The 18,005-nt window shown below is 33.8% G+C and carries 17 protein-coding genes; 6 read left to right on the top strand and 11 right to left on the bottom strand.

What is annotated here, in order from left to right:
• Positions 1-4 precede the first annotated feature (4 nt).
• The 3 genes from BUE10_RS02435 (at position 5) to lpdA (ending at position 3,300) form a co-directional block, all read left to right on the top strand.
• Complete coding sequence (locus BUE10_RS02435) at positions 5-505, top strand: hypothetical protein (RefSeq protein WP_073481967.1); 501 nt, start codon at positions 5-7, stop codon at positions 503-505.
• 14 nt (positions 506-519) lie between these two features.
• Positions 520-1,680 (top strand): chromate transporter, encoded by a 1,161-nt coding sequence (locus BUE10_RS02440; RefSeq protein ID WP_073481970.1) that lies wholly within the window; start codon positions 520-522, stop codon positions 1,678-1,680.
• 213 nt (positions 1,681-1,893) lie between these two features.
• Positions 1,894-3,300 carry a dihydrolipoyl dehydrogenase gene (lpdA, locus tag BUE10_RS02445; RefSeq protein WP_073481973.1) on the top strand — a complete coding sequence of 469 codons (1,407 nt, stop codon included), beginning with the start codon at positions 1,894-1,896 and terminating at the stop codon, positions 3,298-3,300.
• Positions 3,301-3,434: 134 nt separating this feature from the next.
• On the opposite strand, the gene BUE10_RS02450 is transcribed toward lpdA, so the two are convergent.
• The 5 genes from BUE10_RS02450 to BUE10_RS02470 all read right to left on the bottom strand — a co-directional run bounded on the left by BUE10_RS02450 (position 3,435) and on the right by BUE10_RS02470 (position 5,637).
• Complete coding sequence (locus BUE10_RS02450; protein ID WP_073481976.1) at positions 3,435-3,908, bottom strand: hypothetical protein; 474 nt, start codon at positions 3,906-3,908, stop codon at positions 3,435-3,437.
• Between the two features lie 10 nt (positions 3,909-3,918).
• On the bottom strand, positions 3,919-4,401 hold the full coding sequence (locus tag BUE10_RS02455; RefSeq protein ID WP_073481979.1) for a hypothetical protein: 483 nt from the start codon (positions 4,399-4,401) through the stop codon (positions 3,919-3,921).
• Positions 4,402-4,420: 19 nt separating this feature from the next.
• Positions 4,421-4,822, bottom strand: a complete 402-nt coding sequence (locus BUE10_RS02460) for a lysozyme inhibitor LprI family protein (RefSeq protein ID WP_073481981.1) — start codon at positions 4,820-4,822, stop codon at positions 4,421-4,423.
• Between the two features lie 105 nt (positions 4,823-4,927).
• A complete protein-coding gene (locus BUE10_RS02465; RefSeq protein ID WP_073481987.1) occupies positions 4,928-5,125 on the bottom strand; it encodes a hypothetical protein in 198 nt (65 codons plus the stop codon).
• 17 nt (positions 5,126-5,142) lie between these two features.
• Positions 5,143-5,637: a TlpA family protein disulfide reductase gene (locus tag BUE10_RS02470; RefSeq protein ID WP_073481990.1), complete on the bottom strand. Its 495-nt coding sequence runs from the start codon at positions 5,635-5,637 to the stop codon at positions 5,143-5,145.
• Between the two features lie 388 nt (positions 5,638-6,025).
• Between BUE10_RS02470 and BUE10_RS02475 the strand changes: the two genes are divergently transcribed.
• Entirely contained in the window at positions 6,026-6,328 is a 303-nt protein-coding gene (locus tag BUE10_RS02475) for an ArsR/SmtB family transcription factor (protein WP_035644774.1), read from the top strand.
• A 7-nt stretch (positions 6,329-6,335) separates the two neighbouring features.
• Positions 6,336-7,442, top strand: coding sequence for an NADH:flavin oxidoreductase (locus BUE10_RS02480; protein ID WP_073481993.1), 1,107 nt, complete (start codon positions 6,336-6,338; stop codon positions 7,440-7,442).
• 349 nt (positions 7,443-7,791) lie between these two features.
• Here BUE10_RS02480 and BUE10_RS02485 read toward each other — a convergent pair whose 3' ends face one another.
• From BUE10_RS02485 to BUE10_RS02505, 5 genes are all read right to left on the bottom strand, one after another.
• Positions 7,792-8,301 (bottom strand): hypothetical protein, encoded by a 510-nt coding sequence (locus BUE10_RS02485; RefSeq protein ID WP_073481997.1) that lies wholly within the window; start codon positions 8,299-8,301, stop codon positions 7,792-7,794.
• 258 nt (positions 8,302-8,559) lie between these two features.
• The gene (locus BUE10_RS02490) at positions 8,560-9,699 is read right to left on the bottom strand and encodes an acyltransferase family protein (RefSeq protein WP_073482000.1); all 1,140 of its coding nucleotides are present in this window, start codon (positions 9,697-9,699) and stop codon (positions 8,560-8,562) included.
• Positions 9,700-9,853: 154 nt separating this feature from the next.
• Positions 9,854-10,501 carry a DUF1349 domain-containing protein gene (locus tag BUE10_RS02495; RefSeq protein WP_073482003.1) on the bottom strand — a complete coding sequence of 216 codons (648 nt, stop codon included), beginning with the start codon at positions 10,499-10,501 and terminating at the stop codon, positions 9,854-9,856.
• 187 nt (positions 10,502-10,688) lie between these two features.
• Positions 10,689-12,905 (bottom strand): glycoside hydrolase family 3 C-terminal domain-containing protein, encoded by a 2,217-nt coding sequence (locus tag BUE10_RS02500; RefSeq protein WP_073482006.1) that lies wholly within the window; start codon positions 12,903-12,905, stop codon positions 10,689-10,691.
• A gap of 207 nt (positions 12,906-13,112) precedes the next feature.
• Positions 13,113-14,756, bottom strand: coding sequence for a DUF6377 domain-containing protein (locus BUE10_RS02505; RefSeq protein ID WP_073482009.1), 1,644 nt, complete (start codon positions 14,754-14,756; stop codon positions 13,113-13,115).
• Between the two features lie 146 nt (positions 14,757-14,902).
• Here BUE10_RS02505 and BUE10_RS02510 point away from each other — a divergent pair, with 146 nt between their 5' ends.
• The gene (locus BUE10_RS02510; protein ID WP_073482011.1) at positions 14,903-15,247 is read left to right on the top strand and encodes a 5-carboxymethyl-2-hydroxymuconate Delta-isomerase; all 345 of its coding nucleotides are present in this window, start codon (positions 14,903-14,905) and stop codon (positions 15,245-15,247) included.
• A 233-nt stretch (positions 15,248-15,480) separates the two neighbouring features.
• Here BUE10_RS02510 and BUE10_RS02515 read toward each other — a convergent pair whose 3' ends face one another.
• Positions 15,481-17,739 (bottom strand): acyl-CoA dehydrogenase family protein, encoded by a 2,259-nt coding sequence (locus BUE10_RS02515; protein ID WP_073482014.1) that lies wholly within the window; start codon positions 17,737-17,739, stop codon positions 15,481-15,483.
• Positions 17,740-18,005 lie beyond the last annotated feature (266 nt).

The raw sequence follows: 18,005 nt of genomic DNA on the forward strand, positions 1-18,005 counted from the left end.
AATCATGATTTCATTTAAACACATTTTCATAATTACTTTATTCTCTTTTAGTTTCAATTCATTTTCTCAAACTACTTATCCAAAAATTACGGGTTATTTTGGAATTATGCACCCTATTGCAACTTTCAGCAATGAACAAACGAGTGTAAATTTTAGAGATTATTATGCTGTTGGTTTTCCTACCGGAATCAATATCTGGAAGAGCCAAAAAATAGGTTTTTCTTTTGAAGTTGTTCCCAACATTAGAGTACAGGGAAACAGCGATAAAGTAACCAATTTATTATTCCATCCCGGTGTTTTAGTTGCTCTTGGAAACGGTTATACTTTTGCTGGAAGAGCTGCTTTTGAAAGCAGCGGCAGATACGGCATAACTCCTGTACTTAATAAAACGGTTATAAAAAGCGATAATTGCAGTTATTTTGTGGCTGTTCCGTTTCCCGTTCGTTTTGGAAATGATCATCCTGCCTCTTTTACGGTGGGCTTTCAATTTGGAATTGCTTTTTAAAAATATCGGTATCAATGACAACTTCAAAATATTCATTAAGAGAATTAACTTTATACTTTCTAAAACTAGGAACAATAGGTTTTGGAGGGCCTGTTGCTCTTGTGGGATATATGCATAAAGATTTAGTCGAAAATCGCAAATGGATTTCTGAAGAAGAATACAAGCAGGGGCTGGCTTTAGCCCAATTAGCTCCCGGCCCATTGGCAGCTCAATTAGGAATATATTTAGGTTTTGTTCATTATAGACTAATAGGAGCCACTTTAATTGGGTTTGCATTTATTCTACCTTCCTTTATTATGGTTGTCCTTTTAGGAATTATATATAAATTATATGGAGGGCTGCCCTGGATTCAAGCTGTATTTTATGGTGTTGGTGCAGCCGTTATCGGACTTATAGTTGTAAGTTCGTATAAACTTACTGTAAAATCTATTGGTAAATTTAATATAGAGTCTTTTAGGACTAACTGGTTATTATGGCTGTTTTTTCTTATTACTTTTAGTATAACATTTATAATGCGGCAAGAACCAGTCTTGTTATTTATTGGAGCAGGATTTTTATATATGATCATTAAGTCACCTCCTAAATGGTGGAATTCAAAATCTATAACTTCAATACTTTTTCTACAAGTTCCTTTATGGAATTATGAAAGCAAAACGTTAATAAAAATTGCCATTTTCTTTGCCGAGGCAGGAACATTTGTATTTGGAAGCGGGTTAGCCATTGTACCTTTTTTACATTCAGGCGTTGTAATTGAAAATCATTGGTTAACCGAACAGCAATTTTTGGATTCTGTTGCTGTAGCAATGATAACACCCGGCCCGGTGGTAATTACTGTAGGGTTCATTGGCTATTTAGTTGACGGCTTTTTGGGTGCTCTGGTTGCGGCCTTAGCCACATTTTTACCTTGTTATATATTTACTGTTGCTATGGCTCCTTATTTTCATAAAATTGCAGGAAATAAATCAGTTAAATCATTTGTTGATGGAATTACAGCAGCGGTTATTGGTGCTTTGGCAGGCTCAGTTCTTGTAATTGCTTCTCAAACTATAATTGATATCCCAACAGCTTTTATCGCTGTTATAACAATTGTTACTTTGTTTCGCGTCAAAAATTTACCCGAACCTTATATAATAATCATTGCCGCTTTATTTGGCTTATTTATTAAACTTATATAACCCGTTCGTTTTGCAATGCATCCTGTCTCTTTTACGGTTGGTTTTCAATTTGGGATTACTTTTTAAATATCATGAATTCAACTTTTTAAATAACGAAATACAGTAAATTCTTTTCCAGAATACATTTTTAATTATTAAATTTCAACAACTTAAATAAAGGCATATTGATTGCTTTAACTAAAATGTTCTTTTAATTATTTAAAAAATTCATTTATGGAAACAAAATTTGATATTGTTGTTATTGGTTCTGGTCCGGGCGGGTATGCATCGGCAATTCGCTGTTCGCAATTAGGTTACAAAACTGCCCTTGTAGAAAAATATAAAGCCCTTGGCGGAACCTGCACAAATGTTGGCTGCATCCCCACAAAAGCATTACTTGACAGTACAGAACATTATCATACTGCCGAAACTAAATTTGCGACACACGGAATCCTAACCGGAAAATTGAGTTTGGATTTCAAACAATTAATCAAAAGAAAAGGTGAAGTTGTAGAACAGAATATTGCCGGACTTAATTTTTTAATGAAGAAAAACAAAATCGAGGTTTTTGAAGGAATTGGTTCGTTTTTGAATAATTCAGAATTGAACGTAAAACACAACGATGGCAATTCAACTAAAATTACTTCGACTTATTTTATTATTGCAACAGGTTCAAAACCAGCTACAATTCCTGGAGTTGAAATCGACAAACAACGAATCATAACTTCAACAGAAGCTCTTTCATTGCCAGAAAAACCGAAAAGCATTGTCATTATTGGCGGAGGCGTAATTGGTGTAGAAATGGCTTCTATTTATGCCAGAATTGGCGTTGAGATTACCATAATAGAATATTTTGACAGCCTGATTCCAACAATGGATAAAGATCTTGGAAAAGAACTTAAAAAGATTTTTACCAAACAGAATATCAAGATTTTATTAAGTCACAAAGTACAATCGGCTAAAAATAACGGTAAGAATACAACAGTCAGCTTTTTGGATGCTTCCAATAATCCACAGGAAATTACCGCCGATTATTGTCTGGTTGCTGTTGGAAGAAAACCTTATACTGAAGGTTTAGGTTTAGAAAATACCAATATCGAAGTCGACTCAAAAGGCCGAATCGTTACAAACGAAAAACTGCAAACCAAATCCGAAAATATTTATGCTATTGGCGATGTTGTTGCCGGAGCAATGCTGGCACACAAAGCCGAAGAGGAAGGGATTTTTGTTGCCGAAACTATTAACGGTCAAAAACCGCATATTAATTACAAATTAATTCCGGGCGTTGTTTATACTTGGCCAGAAGTGGCTTCCGTTGGTTATACCGAAGAAGAATTGAAAGAAAAAGGTATTGAATATCGTGTTGGAAAATTTCCGTTCTCAGCCAGTGCAAGAGCAAGAGCTGCTATGGAAAAAGATGGTTTTTCTAAAATCTTATCTGATCCAAAATACGGTGAACTTTTAGGAATGCATGTCATTGGCCCGCGAGCTGCAGATTTAATCGCTCAAGGTGTAATTGGAATGGAATATGAAGTTACAGACGAAGATATGTTCAGAATTTCATATGCTCACCCAACCTATTCTGAAACTTTAAAAGAAGCTTATATGATTGCTTCCGGACAGGGAGCTATTAATATTTAAGTTTTTTGTTTCAGGTTTTCTTTGTTTCAGGTTTTCTTTGTTTCAGGTTTTCTTTGTTTCAGGTTTCAAGTTTTGATTACAGTCCCGATCTTTGTCAAAGTTTCAGCTTGACAAAGATCGAGATTGCAATATTCTTATCCAATTTCAAAAATTTCAATAAACTTTTGTTCTATATTTTTTCTTTTTTGTTTAACATGCCACCTTGAAAAGAAAACCATAAATAAAAAACATATATTTATTGGTATGAATGCTTCTTTAGGCGTTTTTCCAGAAGAGAGTAACAATATATTTATTGAAATTAAGATAACTATTGGTAAATATTTCATCCAGCCTAAATAAAACTTTGGACGCGGTTCTATTTCATAATTAACAGTAAGTATATTTTTAATTATTTTATATCTTCCTTTAATTATGAAATACGTTGGTGACATTGTAGAGTTCATCGTTAAGCGAAAATCTTTATCATCAAAGAGTCCATAAAAAGGTTTTGAATGTCCGTCAAATATTGTAAAAATAGAAAATGGACTTAATTTTAGTCTTGGAGAACCAATTTCAGTATTATTTTTAAGTCTTGTACGAAATTCGGATAAGCTTAGTTTTGATTGCATTTTACGTAATCTATTTTTTATCTGATTTAATTTCAAAAATCCTGATAAATTTTTGCTCTAATTTTTTCCTCTTCCTTTCTTCTTTCCATCTTGAATAGAAAATGACAATAAGAAGAAACAAACTCACAATTGTAGTGGCTCGTCTAAGGCCTCTTCCAAAGAAAAGAAAAAATACATTAATGAATATTAGAAAAACTACTGGAGAGAATTTCGTCCAAAGTAACTGAAATTTGCTGTTTTCTTCAACGACGTAATTCACATTAACCCTATTATGTATATTCTTGTAATTTCCTCTCACAATAAAAATTGTGGGAGATGTCGCTGAATTTATAGTTAACCGAAAACTTTTATCATCAAAAAGTCCGTAAAAAGGTTTTGCTCCTCCAAATATAGGAAATAGTCTAAAGTGACTTAAGTTCACTTTTAAAGAACCTATTTCAATATTATTTTGCAATCTCGTACGAAAGTCTGATAAAGAAAGGTTTGATTCCATTTAAACTAAAAATTGAAAATTAAATTCGTTTAATAAGTTCCTTTACTCTTCCGAAGACAAATTTTGCTTTTTCATCAAACACAATCATTGTAAAATCGCTGCTTCCTTCTCTAAAATTGCCTTCTTTTTTGGTATCTGAATATACTTTTTCAAAGAATTCATTGCGTTTTTTTAACCACTCTTGCTGTTCTTTTTTTAGTTTAGATTGTTCTCTAGAACTTATATTGGTTTTCAATTTTTTGTAAACAACATTTAGCAGACTGTCCGATTTATTGTAATAGTCAATCGCACAACCTTGCATGTCATCGCCTTTATCTAAACAACTTTGATAAGATGATTTCATTTTATAAACCGTTTCAAGTGTTTGTGAATTACAATGTAATGAAACCAGGATGAACAATACTAAAATTGATTTTTGCATTATAATCTAATTTAAATTTTACTACTTCCTATATATGTTTAATCGCGGAGTAAAGCATGAAGCTTGAGATCTGAAACAAAGAAGGTTATTTTTATAACTTCTTTATTAATTGAAAAAATGCTGAATTAAATCAATTATTTTATTTGTAAAGAAACAACAAACTACTAACAATAATAATTTTACCATTCCTTTTAAATCTCTTATAAACTCAACGGGATTATTTTTATAATCTTTATAGTAAGCAAATATAAATGGGGTTAAAAAAACGATAAGAATTAATGCAAGTACAATGTAATCTTTCATCTTTTACAAGTTATTTATTACTGAGCAGTCAACAAACTATTAACCATATCTTCTAAAGCTTTTCCATGAATATTCTTTGCCAGAATAATTCCGTTTTTATCAATTAAAAAGTTCAAGGGAACTGACTGAAGCATATAATCTCCAATAACCGGAGATTTCCAATATTTTAAATCGCTTACTTGTATCCAAGGCAGTTTTCCTTTTGCAATTGCTCCTAACCATAAAGGCTTTTTAGTATCCATAGAAACACTGTAAATTGAAAATTTATCAGGATATGCATTGTATAATTTTAGTAAAGTTGGCTGTTCTTTAATACATGGTCCGCACCATGAAGCCCAAAAGTCAACTAAAGTCAGCGAACCTCGCAAAGATGAAAGTACCACATTGTTTCCTTTTGTATCTGGAAGATCGATTTCTGGCGCTATATCACCAATATCAGTACCTACAACCTGCGCTTTTGAACTGGTTATTACACAACATAAGAATCCTAAAATAAGTAAAGTTTTTTTCATAATTGATTAAGTTTATTTGTTTTGGGGAACGTTTTTTAATCTCGCAAAGTCGCAGAGTCGCAAAGTTTTTTTAGTCTTTTCTATGAATTGCCTCCAGCTTTAGCTGGAGGTTTATAAAAATTAGCTTGAAAGGCTTTAGCCAAAAATATAAAGTTTGGCTAAAGCCCTTTTTCTATCTTTCTTACTATCTCCAGCTAAAGCTGGAGGCAATTGAAAAAACAACTTTGCGGCTTCGCTCCCGATAGCTATCGGGATTGCGAGATTAATACGTTAGCAAATATAATTTTTCTTTCCTAAATTCTTCATCATTTCTCCTCCTCTATCATAAAATTTTCACAAAAACATTTCTTTAAATTGATATATCGGGAAAAGTCGATATATTTGCATCATGGAAAATATAGAACTTTTTAAGGCACTCTCTAACAAGTCCAGATTACAAATGCTGGAATGGCTTAAGGAACCCGAAATAAACTTTCCCAGTCAGCTGGAACATGGCGGATTTGAACACGGAGTCTGCGTGGGACAAATTCAGGCCAAAGCCGGTTTGACACAATCTACAGTATCAGAATACCTGTCTATTTTACAACGCGCCGGTTTCATCGAAGCCAAACGTGTTGGACAATGGACTTACTATAAACGCAACGAAGGTGCCTTTGAAGCACTCAGTAAATTAATTCAATCTAATTTGTAAATTACTTATGAGTACAAACAACCTGTTTTCGCCGTTTAACTTAAAATCGTTAAACCTTAAAAACCGAATCGTAATGGCGCCAATGACGCGCTCTTTTTCTCCAAACGGAGTTCCAACTGATGAAGTAGCTGCTTACTACCAAAAAAGAGCTGAAGGCGAAGTTGGTTTAATATTATCTGAAGGAACTGTAATCAACAGACCTTCTTCATCAAATGATGCTAATGTACCGCATTTTCACGGTGAAGCTTCTTTAAACGGATGGAAAAAAGTTATTGATGAAGTTCATGCTGCAGGCGGAAAAATGGGTCCGCAGATTTGGCATATGGGAATTATGGATAACCACCATTCAGGATGGGTTCCGCCAGTTCCTTTTGAAGGTCCTTCCGGATTAAATCGTCCTGATTTTAGAAATGGTATTACAATGTCTGAAAAAGATATTGAAGACACAATAATTGCTTTTGGTCAAGCTGCGGCTGATGCCAAAAGATTAGGTTTTGATACTGTTGAAATTCACGGTGCACACGGTTATTTAATTGACCAGTTTTTTAGAGCTGAAACGAATTTACGTGAAGACATTTACGGTGGAAAAACTTTACCGGAACGTAATCGTTTTGCTATTGAAGTGATTAAAGAAGTTAGAAAACAAGTGGGCAACGATTTTGCCGTGATCATGCGTTTTTCTCAATTTAAACCTTCTGATTACAATTATAAACTGGCTAAAAATCCGCAGGAATTAGAAGCTTGGCTTACTCCTCTTGTGGATGCCGGAGTGGATATTATACACGCTTCGCAACGCAGATTCTGGGAACCTGAATTTGAAGATTCTGATTTGAATTTTGCAGGATGGGCTAAAAAAGTTACCGGAGCTCCAACTATTACAGTTGGTTCTGTTGGTCTTTCTGGAGATTTCTTTGGTGCTTTTGCTGGTGAAAGTTCTGAGCCAACTTCTTTAGAAGAATTGAACAGACGTTTCGACAGAGGTGATTTTGATTTGGTTGCTGTTGGAAGACCTTTATTATCTGACCCAAATTGGACTGCTAAAATTAAAGCCGGAAAAACTGATGATTTGAAAGGTTTTAGTAAAGAAGCTTTGGGAGCATTAGTGTTAGAATAAATCTTAAAGATGGCCCACTGGTTTAACGGATTTTACTGGTTTACGCTGGTTTTAATTGTTTTAATCTTTTAATCTGTGCAAAAAATAATACAACAGGGATGAGACTATTAAGTTTCATCCCTGTTTATTTTTTCGAAATGTTCATCCCTGTTTATTTTTTTTTCGAAATGTATATCCGTAGAGACGCACAGCAGTGCGTCTTCGCAAAGTATAGACGCGAGATTTAAACGTAATTTTTACAGATTTACAATTGATCAAATCATTTTAATCCTTTAAAAAAAGACGCACTGCGGTGCGCCTCTACTAAATAGAAAGGGATAAAGCTTAAAAGCTTCATTCATTTTGTTTTTTATAGATCATCGCCGTCATCGTTATCAGAATTAAAATAATCGTTTGGATTGAAAGGAATGTCATCATCTGGATCTTTATCATGGGCATTTACACCCGGCGGATTAAATAGTCCCCAGCTGTCTTTTATGTAATTCCAAACATCAAAGTTCGCAACCCAATCAATAAATAGCAGACGAAATTCTTCAATGGTGCTTCTTAATAAAGAAATATAATCCATATCTTTTATCCCCTCTTCATATCGTAAACTCCCAGCCTGAACATATAATTCTCGAGCAGCTTTTCTAATAATCGCTGCATTTTCCATACGAAGATCATATAAATCTCCTCCTTCTGCTCCTGCAATTTTTACTGGAATAAGCATAGCATTTTCTAACATAAAACGAACTACTGTTTCCTGTAAATATTCATTATCCGCAGGAACAATATAGACTAATCCTTGTGTTAATTTAAAAATTTGTTCTGCCTTTTGGTATATTGGCATTTTCTCGGTTTCATCTGGTTCTAACATTTTTTTTCAGATATTTTATACTACAAATATATTGCAATAAAATCTTACAATATAATTTTACTTTATCTCTACAAATACAAATGGCATAAATCATTTTAATCCTTTAATCTGTGGCGATGAAGACGCACTATAAATAGAAAGGGATAAAGCTTAAAAGTTTCATCCCTTTTTTGAATATCTATAACTAACAAATTAGAAATTCAAGATTTTATATACGTTGCGTAGATGCACTGCAGTGCATCTCTACCTTGTACCATTTTACACTATTTTACGCTTTTGAAATTTATTCTGAAGCCAATTACGAACCGGTTCATCGTATAATTTTAAACATACGAAAGCCAAAATAATACTTGCTGCTAGAAGTGCAATTCCAGGGATTAATCCGTCTTCAAGGGAAACTTTATCATTGACAACCCAAGCGGTGTACCAATAAATTAACGGATAATGTGTAATGTAAATTGGGTATGAAATATCCCCTAAAAGCTTGCATGTTTTTGCCGAAAAAGCGCTTTTAATTTGTCCGCCTGCTCCTATTGCAACAATAATTGGAAAGATTAAAATGATAACAAAAGATTCGTATAAACCATTCATCCATAAAGTATTTTCGTCTCCAAATCTTGGCAATGCTAAAACAATTGTGATTAAAATACTGCAAACCCAAAAAGCCCCTTTTATATGGATTAGTTTTCCTAAACGAGAAAGTAAAACTCCGGCAAAAAACGGATACAATAATCGGGTGAAACCAACATTCATTTGTTCCAAATTTAGAGACCAGCCGCCAATTACGTCTCCTTTTGGACCAAAAACGGTATAGTTAATTAACAGTCCGGCAAATATCAGCACGAAAACTGACAGCACTTTATTCGAAAATCTGCGAAAAATTAGGGCGTACAAGATGTTTGCAATGTATTCGAAAAAAAGTGACCATGCCGGACCATCTAAAGGATGCATTTCACCCCAGCCTCTGATTTCCATTGAAGGCGGAATTGGCAATAAAGTGAAACCAATAAACATGGTTAAAATTACTTTCCACACTTCCATTCCTGCAATTTGTGGAAACAATATATCTGAAGCCTGAAAATAATAAAATATAGCACCAATGATCATTCCCATAATTACCATGGGCTGTAAACGGATTAATCGGCGTTTGTAGAATTCCCATTGCGTCATTTTCCCCCAGCGATCGTCATACGCATACGCCACAACAAATCCTGATAAAAGAAAGAAGAAATCAACAGCTAAATAACCGTGATTGATTATCTGTATAAAACGATTTCCGCCGCTAAAGGTTTCAAAAATGTGAAATATAACAACTAAAATAGCTGCAACTCCACGCAAACCATCTAGAATTTCGTAATGCTTTTTTGGCTTTATATCAGTGTAAATAACTGTACTCATAAAATATTTTGGTTATTATAAGGTTAGTTTAAATTTTAATTAAACATATAGAAACATAGTTTCTGAACTTTAAAAAAGGCGTTTCACTTATTTAAACAAACATAGCTATGCGTTAACAAATTGGAATTTGGAATTTAAAAAATTGAAAATTAATTTATTGGTGGTTTTTCAGCCACTCTAATCTTCTTTGATCCGGTAAATGTTTTACAGAGAAGTTTTCGAATTTAGCTTCAAAACCTTTTCCGTCTGGAGAAGCGGCCATTAATCCAACCATTACAGGCGTGTTGTCTTGTAAAGGCGCATTTCTGGTTAAGATATAATTTTTATCATCAAAAGAATAAAATACTTCGATCGCATCTAATCTTCTAACCGCTTTAATCCAGATAAATGGAGGTGCTTTTTCTAGAGTAGTTACACTCCAGTCGCTTTTATCGTGTGTTACAACGGTACTGATATTGAATTTTCCGTCAACAAATTCTACTCCGGTTTTGATGTAGTTTTTTTCATCAACACGAATCATTAAACCCATTTGGTCGAAACGAGCGATATAATTTCCGGTGATTTTTACTTTCGCTTCAAATTCACCGCCGTAAGTTGCATAGTAAAAAGGTGCATCATCAACCGTGAATCCGTAATGAGAAATTCTCCAATAATCGCTGTTTGCGGTTACATTCATGATTAAGGCATTGTTTTTAATTTCCCATTTTTCAGGTTCATTAAACCATTGCATTTTTTCCAGGCTTTGCGCCGAAATATTTTGTGTGACAAATAAAGTAAAAACAATAAGTAGAATATTTTTCATGTCATTTATTTTTTATTGAACCATTAAGAAATTAAGCAATGTGTTTACTAAACTTTTAAAGCATTAAGTTCAAAGCTTAATTAACTTAATATCTTAATGGTAAAAAAGAAAAACTTAATTTTAAAAAGCAAAGCTGCAACTTTTTACAACTGCAGCTTTACAACCAACCAATTTAGAAATAATGAAATTATTGAAGTGAGAAGCCCACTTTAGATTTTATATCAGTTGAAGATGCTCCTACGATAGCTTCAAAAGCTCCCGGTTCAGCAACCCATTCGTGTTTTTTATCATCAAAGAAACTTAAAGCCGTTTTATCGATTGTAAACGTAACTGTTTTCTCTTCTCCCGCTTTTAGCGAAACTTTCTCAAACCCTTTTAATTCTTTAATCGGACGAGGTAATGAAGATTTTAAATCGCTGATATAAAGCTGTACTACTTCAGATCCTTCTCTGCTTCCTGTATTTTTTACAGTTACAGAAAACGTGATTTTATCACTGCTTGCAATTTGTTTTTTATCAGCAGTTACTTTTCCGTATGCAAAAGTCGTGTAGCTTAATCCGTGACCGAAAGAGAATAATGGTTTTATCTTTTGTTTGTCTGCCCAACGGTATCCAACAAAAATTCCTTCGTTGTATTTTACTTCATCTTTACCCGGAAATTCTCCTAAAGCGTGTGCTCCGTTATCCGATAATTTTACTGGGAAAGTGAAAGATAATTTTCCTGAAGGGTTAACATCTCCAACTAAAACCGAAGCCAAAGCATTTCCAGCTTCTGTACCTAAAAACCATCCCTGAACAATTCCCGGAACTTCTTTTACCCACGGCATTGCAACCGCATTTCCAGAAATATTTACGTAAACAATATTCTTATTTACTTTTGCTAATTCGCTGATTAATTTATCCTGACCATAAGAAAGCTCTAATCCGTTACGATCGTGTCCTTCATCATCCTGATTTGGAGCTTTATTTAAACCTCCAATAAACAATACAATATCAGCATCTTTAGCTACTTTTAAAGCCTCAGCAGTCAATTCAGCAGGAGAACGTTTTTCCTCTAAACTTACTTTTGCTACAACTCCGTTATAATTACTTGTAGGATCTCCTACGTAACCACGAGCATAAACGATTTCAGCCTGATTGCCAATTCTTTTCTTTAAACCTTCAAGAGGTGTAATTTCGTAACGTGCTTTTAGAGAAGAACTTCCTCCTCCTACAGTCATCATTTTGATAGCATTTTCACCGATAACGGCAATCTTTTTAGTTTTAGAAAGATCGATTGGTAAAATGTTGTTATTGTTTTGTAATAAAACGATTCCTTCCTGAGCAATTTTTAAACCTGCTTTAGCATGTTCTTCTGTTCCAAAAGATCCAAAAGGACGATTTCTATCCATTGTAGTCAAGAAAGCCAAACGTAAAACGCGACGTACTTTTTCGTCTAATTCTTTCGTTCCAATTTCACCTTTTCTGATCATTTCAGAATATGGTTTTGCTAAGTAATAGTTATCATAAGCATTACTTGTTCCCCATGAAAGTCCGTTTGTCCATGAACCAAACTCCATATCCAAACCATTGTGAATAGCTTGTTTCGTATCGTTTACACCTCCCCAGTCAGAAACTACAACACCTTTAAAGCCCCATTCTCCGCGAAGAATATCGTTTAATAAATATTCGTTGTGGCAGCATTGCTGTCCTTTGTATTTATTGTAAGCTCCCATAATTGCCCAAACTTCACCTTCTTGTACAGCTGCTTTAAAAGCCGGAAGATAAATTTCGTACAACGCACGGTCATCAACTACTACGTTAACAGAATTACGGTTTGTTTCCTGATTGTTTAAGGCAAAGTGTTTCACACAGGCAGCAACTCCATTAGACTGAACTCCTTTAATATAAGGAACCACCATTTTTGAAGTTAAAAAGGGATCTTCTCCCATGTATTCGAAGTTACGACCGTTTAAAGGACTTCTGTAAATGTTTACACCAGGCCCTAATAGTACGTTTTTGTTTCGGTAACGCGCTTCTTCACCAATTGATTTTCCGTATAAAGAAGCTAACTCTTTATTCCATGTTGAAGAAAGTGCCGTTAAAGCCGGAAATGCGATACAAGAATCATTTGTCCAACCTGCCTGGTCCCATTCGTCCCATTTTACTTCAGTACGAATTCCGTGTGGTCCGTCAGTCATCCAGTTTTCCGGAATTCCAAGGCGTTTTACCCCAGGTGAACTAAATTTAGACTGCGCATGAATTATGGCAATCTTTTCATCGGTTGTCATTCTTGAAAGCGCATCTTCTACACGCTCGCTAATTGGCTTTTTATCATCAAGATAAACCGGAACCTTATTTTGTGCATTCAATCCGAATGAACTCAACAAAACTAAAACAAGGATTGTTTTAACGTTTTTAAACATAACTAGTAATTTATTTAAGCATTCAATTTTTGGTATAGATACAAGTGGTCAATTGTACCTTTTAATAATATTGTAAAGCTAAAACGTTATAGTTCGTTTTGAATTTTTAAACGAAAAAAAGTAGTGAATTAAAAAATTAAAACATTGATTATCAATTTTTTAACAAAAAATAAAGACTAAAAAAAGTAGTGATTTTAAAATAAATCTTTACATTTTCAATGTAATTAAACCTATTTTCATCACCATTTCTTCAAAATCATTTCTCGAAACTGCCGCTTTATTTCGGGCTCTTGTTCGATAATTGTAAATTGTACTTAAAGAGTAACGAAGAAAGGCCGCAATTTTTACACTGTCGTTAATTCCTAAACGAATCAAAGCAAAAATTCGAAGCTCAGTATTTAGCAATTCTCCCTGTTTTAAAACAATTTGTTCTTCTTTAATTAAAAGGGCATTAAAGTCTTTTACAAAAGTGGGATATAAATTCAGGAAAATAATATCGAAGTTTTTATACAATTCTTCTAATTCTGTATCAACCAAAGTCGTTGACTTTAGCATTTTGTAGATTTCGTCAAATTGTTTTGCCGTTGCTTTTTTATTTAAAATGATGCGGTAATTCTCCAGTTTATTAATGTATGTTGAACAAAGGCTGAAAAAATGCGCTATATATTCTTCCTTGATATGATTCGATTCAGATAATTGTGCATTACGTTCCTGCAGCTGATTATTGGTTTCGGTAATATCCTGATTTAGTTCGGCTAATTTTTGACTGGTTTCATAGAGTTCTCCTCGAATTCTCGAAACTTTTTTCATTTGTTTGTAAACGTAAATAACCGCAATAATTAAAAATACAGAAAGTAAACTGATGCAGATTAAATAAAGCTGTAATTCTGTTTTTCGTTTGGCTTCTTTTTCTAAATAAACGGTATTAATGATCGAATATACTTCTGACATTAAAAGCGTTCGAAACTGTACATTACAATAAAGTGCATCTTCAATTGCCGATTGCGTTAGTTTATACGCCATATCGACATCTTCGATTTCGTAAAAAACCAAAGCTAATTCCTGCAGCGAAGCGTTGTCTTTATTAGCATTTTTAATATCAGAAGTTGCCGAAAGTGCATAATATTTTTTTCGCAATTCAAGCTGATGTGTATGCTCATAAATACTTCCAAGCAAATAGGTAATCATGGCATATTGCGGATCATCTTCGCTGGTATTTTTAAGCAGATTCATTAATTGCTTTTGGGCACTAACTATTTTTTTATGATATACATCGTGCTGAATTTTATTGATTTGGTAATTAATAGATTTTGGATCTAAAACCATCAATAACGAATCACGGTATTTTTGAATTTGCTGTAAATATTCTTTGCTATAACTGTTTGCCGCGTAATGCTCAAAAAATTCACGATACGAAACAAAATAGTTTGGAAGAAGCGATTTTGACAATTTGTTTTTGTCAATACTTTTTAAAATGGCTTCGGATTCACGGTATTTTCCTGAAGAGGAATAAAGTGTAACCAATTGCAGATTGGCTAAATCTGCTAAATCTTTATCATGAAGTTCATCGGCAATTTTTAAGTTCTTTTTTACGTATAAAATAGCCGAATCTGAGTTGAACTTCTGGTATTCTGTATATAAGGTTTTATTGTAATTGTATTCTTGTTCTTTGGTTAAATCCTCTGATTTGATTTTCTTAAAGTTTAGAATCCTTTCTTCTTTTAAACGAACGTAATGCTGCTTGTTTTTTAGCGCCAGATTTAACTTGTCTATAATATCATCTGTACTTTCCGAAGCAAAAACCGGAAAGCTCATCAAGACGATAAAAAGTAACAAAAGTGGATTTTTCAAACTGAGTTAAAAATAAATGAAACGTACAAATATAATAAAGTGTAAACAGAAAAATGAATTATTTATATATCTCGTAAAATAACCTAAAACTAATAATGTTTTTATAATTTTGATTGAGGTGAATTTTTAACTTAAACTACTATCAAATGCCAAATTTTATCATCGAATGTTCTGAAAATGTATTAAGATTAAAATCTGCAGATGACATCATGCAGGAAGTTTTTAATTCAGCTTTATCAACAGAGCTTTTTACCGCGCCAGAAATTAAAGTTCGCATAAATCCTTTTTCACATTATAATAATGGCAATACTTTGAGTGATTTTATTCATGTTTTTGGCTACATAATGGAAGGCCGAAATGAGGAACAAAAAAACAATTTATCAAAAGCAATTGTAACGAAATTAAATACTATTTTGCCCGAAGTTAAATCGATTTCTATGAATGTAGATGATTTTCAAAAGGCTGGTTATTTTAATAGTAAAATGATTTGACTGGTTTTCTTGGCATAAATAATTTTATTACATTACTAAAGTGTTATAACAAAAACAGCTTTATAAAGATTAACACACAATCTTTGTCGAGTCACTTACGAAGATTCTTCGTTCCTCAGAATGACAAACTTTGTGTTGAAAACAAACTTTGTCAAAGTTTAAAACTTTGACAAAGTTCCGCTAAAAACTTATAAACCTTATATCACTTATATGGTTTAAAAAATATTTAAAAACTACACCGCAATTGGCGCTGCCAAACAACTCTCCGGAATATCAAAGGCATTTACCAACGCAACAGCATCCGGGCGAATATCCCAGCAAAGCTGATTAACAAGTTTACGAACCGCTTTAGTTTTTACAGCTTCCATATAGCCATCTTCCAAATACCATCCTTTGTTTTTTTCAATCTGCGAAAGCGCATATAATTGATATAATTTGGTCAATATTTGCTTTGAATTTTCATCTTTGATTGCTTTGATCGCTTCCTGAAATTGTTCTAAAACAATACGTTCCAAATAAGCCTGCGCAACATCAATCATTTGATGTTGAACCACATTAAAAGCATCATAAGCTTCTAAACCGCCGTCGACTAATTTCTTGATACGTCTTGCTGCAGAAGCCAGAATTGTTTTTTCTCTGTGTACAAAAGCCTGTAGATGAAATTCTCCGTCAAGTAAATGTTCGTCGTCTGATCTTCTTGTTGCAATTGGATTTTTTTCTGTAATGGCTGTTTTGGCATTTTCATATACATAATTGATGATTCCCAAAGACCCCATTTCTCCGAAAGATTTTCTGAATTCAGACAAACGATTTTTTGCCACTAATTGCATTAAAACGGTATTATCACCTTCAAAAGTGGTATAAATTTCAGTATCATTTTTTAATGCGTCGATTCGGTTTTCAGATAAATACCCTTTTCCGCCGCACGCTTCACGACATTCCTGTAAAATATCTCTTGTACTCCAGGTTGAGTAGGATTTCATTCCAGCTGCAAGCGCTTCGATTTCCTGCATTTCAGATTCAGTTCTGTTTAAAAATCTTTTGGTCAGATATTGAAGTGCAAAATGAACGGCATACGTTTTTGCCAAATGCGGTAACAATCTGCGTTGGTGCATTCTGTAATTTAAAATCGGAACTTCTGACCCACCTTCTGGCCCAAATTGTCGACGTTGGTCGCTATAGCGAATGGCAATTGTCAATCCAGATTTGGCTGCAGCCAATGCCGAACGCGGAATCCCTATTCTTCCTCCTACCAAAGTTCCTAACATGGTAAAAAATCTTCTGTTATCACTCGGAATTGGACTTTCAAATTCGCCTTTATCGTTTACCGAAGCAAAACGATCCAGCATATTTTCTTTCGGAATCACAACATTATCAAAGCTGATAGTTCCGTTGTCAACGCCGTTTAATCCCATTTTATGCCCGCAGTCACCAATTGTAACTCCGTGTATCGTATTTCCATTTGTATCGCGCAAAGGCACTACAAAAGCATTTACGCCATAATCGTGATCGTCTATAATTAGTTTCGCAAAAACGGTTGCCATTTGCCCGTGAACGGCTGCATTCCCAATATATTCTTTTTGAGCATTTTTATTTGGCGTATGAATTGTAAAAGTCTGATCGCTATGATTATAAGTTGCCGTAGTTTCTAAACCTTTTACGTTCGATCCATGATGCGTTTCGGTCATAGCAAAACAACCCGGAAGTTTTAAAGAACCAATGTCTTTTAAATATTTTGCATAATGTTTCTCGGTTCCGAGTGACTGAACGCTCATTCCCCAAAGCCCAAACTGAACGCCAAATTTTATTACCAGACTTAAATCATGATAACTCAGCGTTTCCATAATAGCAAAATAATCTTCTACGTTTCCTCCTCCGCCGTATTCTTTTGGATACGCCATGTTTCCTAAGTTTTCATCGGCTAAAATTTTACACCAATTATAAACGGTTTGGCGGAAAACATTAATATCTGTCGAAGTTTCGTAAGCAAATTCAGGTCTTGAAATAATTGATTTTACTTTTTTTATGATGTGAGCTTCTTTTCCGTCCAGAAATTCGGTTATTTTTTGGATGTCAAAATTGCTTGTCGTTTGCGAATTCGCTGTAAAAGAATCGGCTTTTATTTTGAAGTTTTGAAGTGCTTCTTCGCCTAAAATTCCAAGGTCATTTTCGAGTTTTGTAAAGTCTGATTCTAAGGATGAAATGTCCAGATCTTTATCTGAAAGCGCCACAGCAATATCAAAAATTGATTTTATCGAAGATTTATCCTGAATGCTTTTTTCAATATCCAGTTTCCATTGTGCGAGTTCATTTCGCGAAGGCGGATTTGAAATATCAACTTTAGAGAGAAGATATTCTTGTTCTTCGGATGAAAGGGCTTTTTGGGATTTTATAAATTCTTTTAATGTGGCAAATTCCTTTTGAGTTAAAAGATCATCAGACCACACTAAATAAAACAATGGAGTAAAAGCTTGAAGTTTTGCTGGTTTCATATAATAGAGATTCGGTTTTTATTTTTTTTTGCCACAGATTGCACGGATTAAAAGGATTATTTTCTTTGTGTTGAAAATTTGCCACGAATTACACGAATTTTCACGAATTCAAATTAATTTAAAGAATTAGTATGAATAAAAATAAATTCGTGAAAATTCGTGTAATTCGTGGCTAAAAAAAATCCCTTTAATCCGTGCAATCTGTGGCCTATATGTTTCATTTTACTGCATAAAAAAACAGGAATGAAAAATACTCATTCCTGTTT

The sequence above is a fragment of the Flavobacterium sp. CF108 genome (assembly GCF_900129795.1).
Taxonomy (GTDB): Bacteria; Bacteroidota; Bacteroidia; order Flavobacteriales; family Flavobacteriaceae; genus Flavobacterium.